Genomic DNA, 13,094 nt, shown 5'->3' with positions numbered 1-13,094 from the left:
GGTTCAGCGCCGTTGATAGGTGGTGGATAGGGCAGGGTCAGACCGTTGCGGGAACGGACTCCACGGTATCAGCGGCCTTGGGGGCTGCCCAACGCTTGAGCGCCACTACGGCCAGCGCGCTGACGATGGTGCCGGCGATGATCGAGAGGATGAACATCAGCACGTTGCCGATGGCGAAGAACACAAAGATACCGCCGTGTGGTGCCTGCGAGGTGACGTTGAATGCCATGCACAGCGCCCCGGTGAGGGCACCGCCCACCATGCTCGCGGGGATGACACGCAGCGGATCGGCCGCGGCGAACGGGATGGCGCCCTCGGAGATGAAGGATGCACCCAGCAGCCAGGCTGCCTTGCCATTCTCACGTTCGGCCAGGCTGAAAAGCTTTTTGTCCAGGACTGTCGCCAGGGCCATCGCCAATGGGGGAACCATGCCGGCGGCCATGACGGTGGCCATGATCTGCCACGGCGCCTGGTTGTCGGCACTGCCGGCGCTGAGGCCGGCCACAGCGAAGGCGTAAGCCACCTTGTTGACCGGACCACCGAGGTCGAAGCACATCATGAGGCCAAGAATGATGCCCAGGACAACGGCGGAGGCGCCGGTCATGCCGGAGAGCCAGTCGTTGAGGGCCAGGGTCAGGCCGGCGATGGGGCCGCCGAGCACCAGGAACATCAGCCCGGAAGCAAAGATCGAGGCGAGCAGTGGAATGATCACTACGGGCATCAGGCCGCGAAGCCAGCGTGGTACCTGCCACGTGCCGATCAAGTGGGCCATGTAGCCCGCGAGCAGGCCGCCGACGATGCCGCCGAGGAAGCCGGCACCCATGAACCCGGACACTGCACCGGCAACAAAACCGGGAGCGATGCCGGGGCGGTCAGCGATGGCGTAGGCGATGTAGCCCGCCAGCGCAGGGACCAGGAAGCCCATGGACAGGGCCCCGATCTTGAACAACACAGCGCCGAGGTAGGTGGCCAGGCCGCCTTCCGGCAGGTTGCCGAAGTTGTTTTGGAGGACGACGTCGTCCGCCACCTCAGTGATGTCGTACCCGCCCAGCAGGAAGCCCAAGGCGATCAACAGGCCGCCGCCGGCTACGAACGGAATCATGTAGCTGACGCCGGTCAGCAGGGCCCTCTTCAGCTTCTGGCCGATGTGCTCGCCCTTTTCGGCTGCTGCCTGTTCGGCCTGTTCCTCGGCTCCGAAGTGCGGGACCCGGCGGGCATGGGGGTCGGTTGCTGCAGCCAGCGCTTCCTGCACCATCTTGGCGGGCTCGTCGATGCCGCGCTTGACCGGAGCGTTGATCACTGGCTTGCCGGCAAAGCGTTCCTTGCCGCGCACGTCCACGTCGACGGCGAAGATGACGGCGTCGGCAGCAGCGATCACGGCGGGGTCCAGCGGCTTGGCGCCGGAGGAGCCCTGGGTTTCCACCTGCAGGTCAACGCCGGCTTCCTGGGCCGCGGCAACAAGGGAATCAGCTGCCATGTACGTGTGGGCGATGCCCGTGGGGCACGCGGTCACAGCCACGAGGCGCTTGGGTCCGGATCCCGTGGATGAACCTGACGAAGCCGGGTCCGCGGAAACCGAGCCGGCGGCCGACGCCCCGGAAGTGGCTACTGCATCAGCGGGAGCCGCCGCTGCATGGGCGGCAGGCTTGTCAGCAAGCGCGCCATCCACCAGTTCCACAATCTCCTCGCGGGAGGAGGCGTTGCGCAGGGAGGCGGTGAAGTCCTTCTTGATCAGGGACCTGGCGAGCTTGGACAGCAGCTTGAGGTGCTGCTGGTCGGCGCCGTCCGGGGCTGCGATGAAGAAGATCAGGTCCGCCGGGCCATCCTTGGCGCCGAAGTCCACCTTGGGGTTAAGGCGGGCCATGGCCAGGGTGGGTTCCGTAACGGCCGCCGAGCGGCAGTGCGGGATGGCGATGCCGCCGGGGATGCCGGTGGCCGTCTTCTGCTCGCGGGCGAAGGCATCCGCGAAGAGGCCTTCAACTTCTGACGCGCGTCCGGTGGCAGCTACTTTGCTTGCCAAGTGCCGGATCACCGTCTCGGGGGAGTTGCCCAGGTTCTGGTCGAGCTCGACCAGTTCCGTGGTGATGAGCTGGGTCACTGTCAATCCTTTCGAAGGGCCGTGATGGTTACGGCATCCGGGTTGGTTTGGTGGACTGCCGGAACAGTGGACCCCGGCAGGGAGGCGGCGGCGGCACCATGGGCCACCGCCTGGCGAAGGCAATCGGCCGGGGCGGCGCCCTGGCCGTGGGCGAGCAGGTAACCGGCAAGGGCAGAATCGCCCGCCCCGACCGTACTGACCGCGGCGACCGGCGGGTGCGTGGCCAACCACGCGCCGTCGGCCGTTACCAGGACAGCTCCCTTGGATCCGAGAGTTGCCAGCACAGCACCCACACCGGAACGTACGACGGCGGCGGCTGCTGCAGCGGCAGCAGCCGGGTCCGCTTCCAGTTCGTCAGCGGTGGCCGGGGAGGCGAAGCCGGCTGCGGCAGCCAGCTCAGCCAGTTCTTCGGCATTGGGCTTGAGGAGGTCCGGCATGCCTTCCGCCCCACCTGCGAGGGCGGAGGCGAGTGGCTGGCCGGACGAGTCGACGGCGATCCGTGGTGCGGCGCCGTCGGCGGCTGAACGCAGTCGGGCGGCCGCCGTCGCGTAAAAATCTTCGGGGAATCCTGGCGGAAGCGATCCGGCCAGGACCACCCAGCTGGCGCCGCGGGAGCTCTCCAGCAGCAGCTTCATCAGGGCTTCCTGCTGGTCCTCGTCGAGCAGCGGGCCTGGCTCGTTGATCTTGGTGGTGACTCCGCCCGGCTCGGTGAGCGCAACGTTGGTGCGGAGCGGCTCATTGATGGGGAGGGAAACGAAAGGCACTTCGCTCTCACGCAGGCCTGCAAGAACGGGGTCGTTGTCCGCGCCGGGAAGGACCGCTACGGACTCCAGGCCGGAGGCCACCAGGGCGCGGGAGACGTTAACGCCCTTCCCTCCCGATTCCTGGCTGACGGAGACGGCGCGCTGCACTTCGCCGCGTTCCAGCGGCCCAGGCAGGGCCACTGTCCTGTCCAGGCTCGGGTTGGCCGTGAAGGTGACGATCATGCGATCACCACGTCTACGCCGGCTTCTTCAAGAGCGGCTGCAAGTTCCGGTCCGGGTTCGCTGTCTGTAATCAAGGTGTCCAGATCTTTCAGGGAGGCGAACTGGACCAGGGTTTCCGTGTCCAGCTTGGAGGAGTCGGCCAACACCACAATGCGGCGTGCCGAACGGACAAAAGCTGCCTTGACGGCGGCTTCTTCGGGGTCGGGAGTGCTGAGGCCGAACGACGCGTGGATCCCATTGGTGCCGATAAATGCGATGTCCGGCCGGAGCCTGCCGGCGGAGTCCACAGTCGACTGGCCGACGGCAACCTGGGTCAATCCGCGTACGCGGCCGCCCAGGACCTCCAGGGCAATTCCGGGAATGCTGGACAGCTTGCCGGCGATGGGGACCGCGTGGGTGATGGCCACCAGTTCCGCGCGTGGTTCCGTGGAGTCGGAAGGCTCGACGGCGGTGCGCCGGGAGAGCAGGTCCGCCAGTACTTCGGTGGTGGTGCCGCCGTCGATCAGCACGCTGCCGGGGGAGTTGCGGGGAATGAGCGCCAGGGCTGCCTCGGCAATGCGGATTTTCTGGTCCGGTCGCTGGATGGCCCGCTCGTTCACGCTTTCCTCGGTGGTGCTGAAGCGGTCTGCCGCCACGGCCCCGCCGTGCACGCGGCGGACGGTCCCGGCGTTCTCGAGGGTGGCTAGATCCCGGCGGACGGTTTCGGTGGTGATGCGGAAGCGCTCGGCCAGGAGGGTCACGCTGACCCGGCCGGTGCCGGCGACAAGCTCGGCAATCTTTTGCTGGCGCTCCTCGGCGAACACATACCCTCCGTTGCGTAAGGCTTCCTGGTGCGTGACTGGCATCACACGATGTTGAGTTACTTGACTTTATCTTTGCTTCTGTTGGTTTGTCAATGGAAACCCACATGAAACAAAGTGTGCGCTGGGTCCCCGTCCATGCAACGGGCACATCCGGGCTGGACCCCTCCACCACGCCAGAAGCTGCCGGGCAGAAGAAAGCCGGGCCGGACCGCGGTGGTCCGGCCCGGCTTCCTCGGGATCACGTCTGTTCCTTCTGCTTCGGCTACAGCCCGGCATCCCGGCTTTCGTTCCGGGTTATCCGCTCGCCCGTGTTGGGGTCCACGACGGACCGCGTTTCGCTGACCCGGCGGCTGCGGCCCGGCGAGGCGAGAATCAGCGAGGCGATGAGCCCGATCACCCCCACGGCAATCAGAATGTAGCCGACCAGTACCTGGTCCACGAAGGGGATGAGTCCCGGGGCAACCGCCCAGGCAAGAATGGCACCGAGGGCGATGAGGAAGATGGAGGATCCGATTCTCACTGTTGCTCCTTGTCGTGGTGGAGAGGGCGTTTTTGCTGCCCGGCAGGGGATTACTAAGCATGCTGTCCGTCACGCGTCACGCTACAGCGCGGAGATGCCGTATTCAATGGCCGGTAGGGGTGACTTGCGCGCTTGGCGTGCGTGGGACGCGTGGGGCAGACGTGGTTGAGGTGGCAGTCGGCTTGTAATACTGGGGACATGGGGGATAAGGCTGAAGACGGAATGCAAGAGCGCCGAAACGTCCAGTTTTATGGCGACCCCAGTGCCCGGGAGGCGCTTGGCAGCCTGCGGCGGCGGTGGCTTGAGGGTTCGGGCGGGCACCGCTCCACGCCGGGCCGTACCAGCCGGGGTGCCATGGGTCCCGCAGCCGTTGCGTTGGTCCGGGACGGAGTGCTGGCAGTGGCAAGCGTCAACGCCCCGCTTGGGGCCGACTACGAAATCGGATCCGTGTCCAAGGGTCTTACCGGCCTGCTTTACGCGGACGCTGTTGACCGCGGAGAGCTGGACGGTGCCACCACGTTGGGGGACCTGCTGCCCCTGCAGGACTGCGGGCCGGCGAAGGTCACCCTCGGATCAGTCTCCCGCCACGCTTCCGGGCTGCCCAGGCTCGCCACATCGCAGTCCACGGTGCAAAGAACGCTCGCCCTGTGGCTCCGCGGAGCTAACCCGTACGGGGAAACCCTGGAGGAATTGCTCGCCCAGGCAAGGACCACGCGGCTGCAGTCTCCCCGTCCCCGCTACTCCAATTTTGGCTTCGAACTCCTGGGGCATGCGGTGGCTGCCGGGGCCGGTGCCACATACCGGGAGCTTATGGCCAGGCGGATCACAGGGCCGCTCGGCCTGGCGTCCCTCTACGCTCCGGCGTCAACCGGAGAGCTCCAGCAAGCCGCCCTGCCCGGCCGCAGCCGTTACGGGCGGATCATGCAGCCGTGGACCGGCGAAGCCTTGGCTCCGGCCGGCGGGTGGCGGGCGACCATCGGCGACATGGGGGAACTGGCCCGTGCCCTTCTGCACGGTCATGCGCCCGGAGTTTCGGCCCTTGATCCCGTGGCTGATTTCGCCGGGCCTGCTGCACGCATCGGCGCGGCATGGCTCAGCCTTGACGTTAAGGGTCACACCGTTACGCTGCACAGCGGAGCCACGGGCGGGTTCCGCTCATGGATGGGGCTGGATCGGAAGGCCGGGACCGGCGTCGTGCTGCTGTCCGCAAGCTCCGCACCGCTGGACCGGCACGGCTTCAGGCTCCTTCTTCACCAGCCTCGTTAGGCTGATGCGATGGAAACAGTTGTGTGGTCCAAGCCCGAGGCCGAGCGGGCGGGCACCCCGCTGCTGGTAATGATGCACGGCTACGGCACGGACGAGTCGCGCATGGTCCGGCTGTTTGAGTACCTGCCTGCGGAATTCACCTGCGCAGCCCTGCGTGCACCCATGCCCATCGGCGACCACTACGGCTGGTTCCTGCTGGACTACTTCCTCGCCAATGACTTCGCCGACGTCATCAAGGCCTCGAGCGCCGTCCAGACCTGGATCAACACCGTCAAGGGCCAGCACACCAGTGTGAGCCTGCTCGGCTACTCGCAGGGCATGGCCATGGCCAGCACGCTGCTGCGCCTCCACCCCAAGGACTACGTGGCTGTTGTAGGGCTTTCCGGTTTTGTGCTCGAAAATGAACTGCTGTCCCTCACTGAATCCTTCGACACCAGGCCGCCGTTCTTCTGGGGGCGGGACAAGGCTGACCTGGTCATCAACGAAGACGCCATTGCGTACACGGGGGAGTGGCTCCAGGACAAGACGCTCCTCACCGCCAGGACCTATCCGGGGATGGGGCACGCGATGTCCAAAACGGAAATGGTGGATGTCAGTGCGTTCCTGCGACACTACGTGCTGGCGACGAACGGACCTGCGGCTACATAATCTTGCCGTTCGCCCTGCCGGTGAACTGCGTCACACGGCGCCTGTAGAAAAAACAGTTGCAAGCCAAATTTGTAAGCGCTTACACTCTTCTTCGGCCGTTATCGCGGCTGTGAACTGGGCAAACAAGGAGATCAGTGCGGTGGGGATGGTTTGCTGCGGCCCGATAGGGGCTGGTGTCATAGCCGTCGCAATCCGCGTCGGGTGCCCTGCCGGCTTGTCCTGTGGCGGGAAACACGTCCATGATGGGATATAGCGATCAGCAAGCTTGCGGCTGCGGTGTTTCTCCCGCGCCGGCGGTTGTGTGCCGTACCTGCAGGTCGCCAGGGCACCGTGGCCTCCCCAATTCCAAGCATCCCCGTTTTGAGGCTGCCCGCCGTCCTGAAAGGACAACGCACCGCTGATGACTGAAAATATGGCTCCCGACCACGCAACTGCCGAACTTTCGGCTTGGGTCGGCGCGTCCGCCATCCTTTTCGACCTGGACGGCGTGCTGACACCCACAGCCACCGTGCATGAGCAGGCCTGGCAGGAACTGTTCGAAAGCTACCTCGCGTCGCAGCCGCACGTTGCCGGTTACAGCGAAAGCGACTACTTCGACCACATCGACGGAAAGCCCCGCTTCGACGGCGTCAGGGACTTCCTGGCCTCGCGCGGCATCGTACTTCCCGAGGGTCCCACCGACGACGACCCTGCCAACCTGACTGTGCAGGGCCTGGGCAACCGGAAGAACGGAATCTTCAACGACATCGTGGGTGCCGGCGTCGAGCCGTTCGAGGGCTCGGTGCGGTTCCTGGAAGCCGTACTGGAACGCGGCCTGAAGGTCGCCGTCGTCTCTTCCTCCCGCAACGCACCCGCCGTCCTGGCGGCGGCCGGACTCAGCGGACACTTCCGCGTGGTGGTGGACGGCGTGGTGGCAGCCAGGGAAGGCCTGCCCGGCAAACCCAGCCCCGCCACCTACGAGTACGCTGCCACACTGCTGGACCTGCCCAGCGGGGAATGCGTGGTGGTGGAGGACGCAGTCTCCGGTGTCCAGGCCGGAAGCGCCGGCTCGTTCCACTCCGTTGTCGGGGTGGACCGGGGCGCTGGACGGCAGACACTGTTCGACGCCGGAGCCACCGTTGTGGTCAACGACCTCGACGAGCTCCTTTAGCAGCACCGCAATTTCACCCCAAGGCAGCCTTCCCCGGGCAGCCGCCCGCTGCTTTCCCCGGCAGTATCCGTAATCCCTCAACCCCCCCTCGGCAGGACGGGCCGGCCAGGCCGGCATCTCCGCCACTCGCACAAGGACCCCAACACCATGGCTCTGATCTCCGCGGACCGCGAAAGGTTCCCCAACACACCCTGGCAACTCGTGGAAACACGCCACGAACAGGGCACCGAAGGGACGCTGGAAACCCTCTTCGCCCTGGGTAACGGACACTTGGGAATCCGCGGCGCCCACTGGGCGGCAACCGACTCTGACCTGCCCGGCAGCTTCATCAACGGACTCCACGAAATCTGGGACATCAAGCACGCCGAAAACGCCTTCGGCTTCGCCCGCACCGGCCAGCGCATCCTGTACATCCCGGACGTCAACAACTTTTCAGTCATCATCGACGGCGAAGCCCTGAGCCTGGCTGACTCCGAAGTGCTGGAGTACCGGCGCTCCCTTGATTTCTCCACCGGCGTTTACGAATGCCGGACCACCTGGCAGTGCCGCTCCGGCGCGACTGCCACCACCACCGAACGGCGCGCCGTCGGATTCGCTTCCCGGGGAACCCTTGGCATCTCTCTGGAGGTGTCCACCGACCGCGATGTCTCGTTGGACGTCACCTCGTCCGTGATCAACCGCCAGGACCAGCCGGTGGAAGACCATTCCGTCCACGACCCGCGCCGGGCTGGCCGCCACGCCGGGCGCGTGTTGCTGCCCCTGCGCCTCGACGGTGGGGACGGATCGCTCCGGCTGGCCTGGGAAGCCGCCGAATCCAAGCAGCGGGTGGGCGTCGCGGTGGACCACTGGACGTCCGCGGGACACCAGCCGTTTGACACCTTGGTGGACCAGGACGACAGCAGCGTCCGCTACGTCCTGGCAGTTGGTGCCGGCGAGCCGTTCCGCCTGGAAAAGAGCGTCAGCTACGCGGCCGGCGCCGCCATCCAGGAACCGTCGGTTGACCCGGCCGCCGTGGCAGAAGAAAACCTGCGTTCCGTTCAGGACATCTTCGCCGAAAGCGAAGCGCACTACCGCGACTACTGGTCCACCTCGGACATCGTCGTGACCGGCCAGCCCGAACTGCAGCAGGCCATCCGGTGGAACCTGTTCCAGCTGGCCCAGGCAACGGCCCGTGCGGACGTTGCCGGGATCCCTGCCAAGGGTGTGACCGGTTCCGGTTACGAAGGGCACTACTTCTGGGACCAAGAGGTCTACCTCCTTCCGTACCTGACGTACACCAATCCCGACGGCGCCCGCCGGGTGCTGGAATTCCGCCACGGGATCCTCCCGGAGGCCAAGATCCGGGCGAAGGAACTGAGCGTGGACGGCGCGCTGTTTCCGTGGCGCACCATTAACGGGCTCGAAGCCAGCGCCTACTACGCCGCCGGCACGGCCCAGTTCCACATTGCCGCCGCCATTGCCTTTGCCACCAACCGTTACGTTTGGGCCGCCGGCGACGCCGCGTTCCGTGACGGTATGGGCGCCGAACTGCTGATTGAAACGGCGCGCATGTGGATTTCGCTGGGATTCTTCGGCAAGGACGGGCTCTTCCACATCCACGGAGTCACTGGGCCGGACGAATACACGGCTGTGGTTAACGACAACCTCTACACCAATGTGATGGCCCGCTTTAACCTGCGTGCTGCCGCCGCCCTGGAGAATGCCGGCATCTCCCAGGAGGAGCGGCAGCTCTGGGCGGCTGCGGCAAACCGTATGCACCTGCCCTTCGATAAGCGGATGCAGGTGTACTCGCAGGATAACGACTTCATGACGCTGGAATCGTGGGACTGGACCACACCCCGTTCCAAGTACCCGCTGCTGCTGCACTTCCACCCTTTGGTCATCTACCGCCACCAGGTCCTGAAGCAGGCGGACACCGTCCTGGCCATGTTCCTGCAGTGGCAGGACTTCACCGCAGAGGAAAAACAGCGGGCCTTTGATTTCTACGACCCGTTGACAACAGGGGATTCAACGCTCTCCGCCTGCGTCCAGGGCATCATGGCCGCCGAGGTGGGGTACTCCCGCGAAGCACTGGAGCACTTCACCAACGCCGTGTTCATCGATCTGGACGATACGCACGGCAACACCATCGACGGTGTGCACATCGCCTCCACCGGCGGTGTGTGGAGCTCCCTGGTCTGCGGCTTCGCCGGCCTGCGGGACCAGGGCCCGGTGCCGTACTTCGATCCGCGGCTGCCTGCCGAGTGGGAAGGGCTCGCCTTCCACCTCAAAATCCGCGGCCGGCTTCTGCTGGTCGAACTCGAGGCCGGTGCTATCACCCTGGCCGTCCAGGACGGCGAAGCCCTTGAGGTGGATGTGCGCGGGAACTTGCTCAACGTTGGCGCCGAGCCCGTAAAGGTGGCACTCCAACCCGTCCCGGAACCGGAACCCACGGTATTCCCCAGCGGACATCCGACGGCGAGCATTCCTGTGGTGCACGCCAGCAGCTAAATGCCGCGCGGGGAACCGCGCCGGGGGAACCGCGCGCGGAGGCGCGCCCCGCCGCCTAGTCTCCGGCCGCCGTCGAACGCTCCACAACAGCCGCCCTGTCCAGGGGGTGGGCAAGTTCGTCGTCGGACATACGCGCCACCATCATGGCGATGACCGCCATGATGGGGCAGACCACGCCGGCCACGAGGAAAATCAGCCAGATTGGCAGGACCTCGGCGGCGGGCCCGGCCAGTGCCATCGACACGGGCATCAGGGCGAGGGACACAAAGAAGTCCAGGCTGGAGACCCTGCCCAGAAGATGGGGCGGGACCCGCCGCTGGAGCAGCGTGCCCCAAATGACCATGCCCACGCTGCCGGTCACGCCCCAGATGAACAGTGCGGTGGCGATGACCCAGAAGTTGTCCATGATTCCGACGGCGGCCAAGGGCAGGCTGCCCGCGCCCCAGGACACCATCATCACCGTGAGGTAGCGCCGTGGCAGCCTCAAGGACGCTGTGAGCAGGGAACCCAAGGCTGCTCCGACGCCCATCACGGCGAGGAGGAAGCCGAACATGCGGGAATCGCCGCCCAGCTGGTCGCGCACCACAAACGGAAGCAACACCTCGATGGGGCCGATCAGGAACAGGACCGAGATGCAAGCCCAGAGCAAGGTCCACAGCAGCCATGGGGTGCGCAGGGTGTACAGGACGCCTTCGCGCAGGTCCTGGAGGAAGGACGACTTGCCGCGCTCGGCACCAGCAGCGAATGAACCGTCTTCGGCCCCGTTGACGGGCGCGTCCAGTGAGTGCTGCCCCAGGAAGTTCAGGACGATAAAAGCCGAAAGGTGGCAGACAGCCACCGCCGTGACGGCGTGGGACGGCGAGAGCGCGGCCACCACGATGCCCGCCACGGCAGGACCGGCAGCCTGCTGGAGCACCGGCCGCATGGAACCCTCCACACCGTTCGCTGCGAGCAGGTCCTCTGGAGGGAGGATGCGCGGCAGGATGGCGGAATAGGCGGGGAAGAAGAAGGCCGCCCCAACGCCCAGCACGAATGCACCTGCAGCGAGGTGCCAGAGTTGCAGCCACCCGGTCATGGCCAGCCCGCTGACGGCCGCGATCACGGCAAGGTTGGCGCCCTCCACAGCGATGATCAGGCGGCGCTGCGGAACCCGGTCGGCGGCGATTCCGCCCGCCAGGAGGAAGGCCACCAGGCCTACACTGCCGGCGGCAGCCACCAGGGACAGCTCCAGCGGTCCGCCGCCCAGATGGATTACCTGGTAGACCATGGCGACGGCCCACATTCCGGAACCAAAAATGGAGATGGCCAGCGCCGAAATCAGTACCCGGTACTCACGATGGGCAAACGGCCGCAGGGCTTTAGGGGCGGGCATAGGGTTAAGTCTAGGCTTTGGCCGGACCCCCGGACAGCCGGCCGGACCCTCAAGGCGACGTGGGGCAGGGGTGCCGTGGCCTAGTGTTAAGCAACCTTAGTATTAGGAAGGGCCGCATCCGACGCGGCCGGCGAGACCAACAGAGGTGACCATGGCCAAGCGCAGCAATCCCGCAGTACGAATCGCACACGAAACCGCCCACAAGGCCGTATTCGACGAAGACGGCAAACCGAAGCCGGGCGTCCACAACATGCTCCTGAAAGCGGTGGAGATCCAGCGTCCGCTGGTCCTCGCCTACATCCGCCGGTTGCAGCGCAAGCACCCGCGCGCCACCGCCGCCCAGTTGGCGGACATCCTGGAGCGTGACTACCTCCGTGCCGTAACCGGCGGGGGTGCAGTGGTGGGCGCCACCGCCGTCGTCCCCGGTGTTGGCACTGTGGCCTCCCTCGGCCTCTCCGCCGCGGCGACCGTGGGATTCCTGGAGGCAACCGCCCTCTACGCCACCTCACTCGCGGAGCTGCACGGCATCCGCCTGACCAACCCGGAAAAGGCCAGCACCATGGTCATGGCCCTGATGCTAGGCGAGGAAGGCACTGCACTGCTCGGAACGCTCAGCGGCCAGGCGGCAGGCAACGGCATCAGTGCCTCCAGCGCGTGGGGCAACGTCTTGTCGAAGTCGATGACCGTTCCCGGCTTCGGCTCCGTCCGGAACCGCATCCAAAAAGCCTTCCTCAAGAACCTCCTGAAACGCCAGGGCACCGCGCTGTTCGGCCGGGCACTGCCGTTCGGCATCGGCGCAGTGGTGGGCGGAGCCGGTAACCTCATCATGGGACGGGCGGTGGTGTCCAACGCAAAGGAAGCGTTTGGTCCCATGCCGGAAACCATCCCCGGCGAGCTCAACGCCGCCGCACCGCAGAACCTGACGCTGGAAGGCAACAACCTTGGATCTCAACGCTGACCTCGGCGAATCATTCGGCTCCTGGAACATGGGGGACGACCCCGCCATGTTCCGGCTGGTTACCAGCGCCAACGTGGCCTGCGGCTTCCACGCCGGAGACCCCGTCACCATGCTGGACAGCTGCCGGGCGGCCTATGAGCTGGACGTGACCGTCGGTGCCCACGTGGGGTACCGCGACCTCGCCGGCTTCGGCCGCCGTTCGCTGGATATGTCCTTCGACGAGCTGTTCGGCGACGTGCTGTACCAGCTGGGCGCGCTCGACGGAGTTGCGCACGCAGTGGGTGCCTCCGTTGACTACGTCAAGCCGCACGGCGCGCTGTACAACCGGCTGGTCCACGACGCGGACCAGGCCTCGGCCGTGGTGGCAGCCGTGAACTCCTATGATCCGGGCCTGCCCATCCTTGGCCTGCCCGGTTCGGAATTACTCAAGCAAGCCCAGGAAGCCGGGCACCCCGTCTTTATCGAAGCGTTTGTGGACCGCGCCTACATGGCGGACGGAACACTGGTGCCGCGCTCCCGGGAAGGTGCAGTTTTGCACGACGTCGACTCGATCGTCGAGCGGGCCGTGCGCCTGGCCACCAAGGGTGAGGTGCTGGCCCTTGATGGAACATTGGTGCAGGTGCAGCCGGATTCCCTGTGCATCCATGGGGACACCCCCGGTGCCGTCGAGATGGCTGCCGCAGTCAGGGCTGGCCTCGAAGCCGCCGGCGTGGAGCTGGAGTCCTTCGCCTAGTTGCAGCTTCGCTGACACCACAAATGTCGACGCGCAGATTACCCAGCGCAACCCAAATGGGGAATGTGGG

At 66.0% G+C, this 13,094-nt stretch carries 11 protein-coding genes; 6 read left to right on the top strand and 5 right to left on the bottom strand.

Annotated elements, in window-relative coordinates; translation table 11 throughout:
• Positions 1-37 precede the first annotated feature (37 nt).
• From ACFVYC_RS06200 to ACFVYC_RS06185, 4 genes are all read right to left on the bottom strand, one after another.
• Positions 38-2,098 carry a fructose-specific PTS transporter subunit EIIC gene (locus tag ACFVYC_RS06200; protein ID WP_387547981.1) on the bottom strand — a complete coding sequence of 687 codons (2,061 nt, stop codon included), beginning with the start codon at positions 2,096-2,098 and terminating at the stop codon, positions 38-40.
• 2 nt (positions 2,099-2,100) lie between these two features.
• Entirely contained in the window at positions 2,101-3,084 is a 984-nt protein-coding gene (locus tag ACFVYC_RS06195; RefSeq protein WP_387547979.1) for a 1-phosphofructokinase family hexose kinase, read from the bottom strand.
• A complete protein-coding gene (locus tag ACFVYC_RS06190) occupies positions 3,081-3,887 on the bottom strand; it encodes a DeoR/GlpR family DNA-binding transcription regulator (RefSeq protein ID WP_387548555.1) in 807 nt (268 codons plus the stop codon). The genes ACFVYC_RS06195 and ACFVYC_RS06190 overlap by 4 nt, the downstream gene beginning before the upstream one ends.
• A gap of 262 nt (positions 3,888-4,149) precedes the next feature.
• A complete protein-coding gene (locus ACFVYC_RS06185) occupies positions 4,150-4,407 on the bottom strand; it encodes a DUF6458 family protein (protein ID WP_387547978.1) in 258 nt (85 codons plus the stop codon).
• A 198-nt stretch (positions 4,408-4,605) separates the two neighbouring features.
• On the opposite strand from ACFVYC_RS06185, the gene ACFVYC_RS06180 reads away from it, so the two are divergent.
• The 4 genes from ACFVYC_RS06180 (at position 4,606) to ACFVYC_RS06165 (ending at position 9,961) form a co-directional block, all read left to right on the top strand.
• Positions 4,606-5,673 carry a serine hydrolase domain-containing protein gene (locus tag ACFVYC_RS06180; RefSeq protein WP_387547977.1) on the top strand — a complete coding sequence of 356 codons (1,068 nt, stop codon included), beginning with the start codon at positions 4,606-4,608 and terminating at the stop codon, positions 5,671-5,673.
• A gap of 9 nt (positions 5,674-5,682) precedes the next feature.
• Positions 5,683-6,321: an alpha/beta hydrolase gene (locus ACFVYC_RS06175; protein WP_387547974.1), complete on the top strand. Its 639-nt coding sequence runs from the start codon at positions 5,683-5,685 to the stop codon at positions 6,319-6,321.
• A gap of 400 nt (positions 6,322-6,721) precedes the next feature.
• A complete protein-coding gene (locus ACFVYC_RS06170) occupies positions 6,722-7,471 on the top strand; it encodes an HAD family hydrolase (protein ID WP_387547972.1) in 750 nt (249 codons plus the stop codon).
• Positions 7,472-7,618: 147 nt separating this feature from the next.
• A complete protein-coding gene (locus tag ACFVYC_RS06165) occupies positions 7,619-9,961 on the top strand; it encodes a glycoside hydrolase family 65 protein (RefSeq protein ID WP_387547971.1) in 2,343 nt (780 codons plus the stop codon).
• 55 nt (positions 9,962-10,016) lie between these two features.
• Here ACFVYC_RS06165 and ACFVYC_RS06160 read toward each other — a convergent pair whose 3' ends face one another.
• Positions 10,017-11,333: an MFS transporter gene (locus ACFVYC_RS06160; protein WP_387547970.1), complete on the bottom strand. Its 1,317-nt coding sequence runs from the start codon at positions 11,331-11,333 to the stop codon at positions 10,017-10,019.
• A 151-nt stretch (positions 11,334-11,484) separates the two neighbouring features.
• On the opposite strand from ACFVYC_RS06160, the gene ACFVYC_RS06155 reads away from it, so the two are divergent.
• Both ACFVYC_RS06155 and ACFVYC_RS06150 read left to right on the top strand, forming a co-directional pair.
• A complete protein-coding gene (locus tag ACFVYC_RS06155) occupies positions 11,485-12,291 on the top strand; it encodes a hypothetical protein (protein ID WP_387547967.1) in 807 nt (268 codons plus the stop codon).
• Positions 12,275-13,024, top strand: coding sequence for a LamB/YcsF family protein (locus ACFVYC_RS06150; protein WP_387547964.1), 750 nt, complete (start codon positions 12,275-12,277; stop codon positions 13,022-13,024). The genes ACFVYC_RS06155 and ACFVYC_RS06150 overlap by 17 nt, the downstream gene beginning before the upstream one ends.
• Positions 13,025-13,094 lie beyond the last annotated feature (70 nt).

Source organism: Pseudarthrobacter sp. NPDC058329, from assembly GCF_042879835.1.
In the GTDB taxonomy this organism is placed as follows: domain Bacteria; phylum Actinomycetota; class Actinomycetes; order Actinomycetales; family Micrococcaceae; genus Arthrobacter.
The sequence above is the reverse complement of the archived record's forward strand: the minus strand, read 5'-3'. Positions and strand labels throughout refer to the sequence as shown.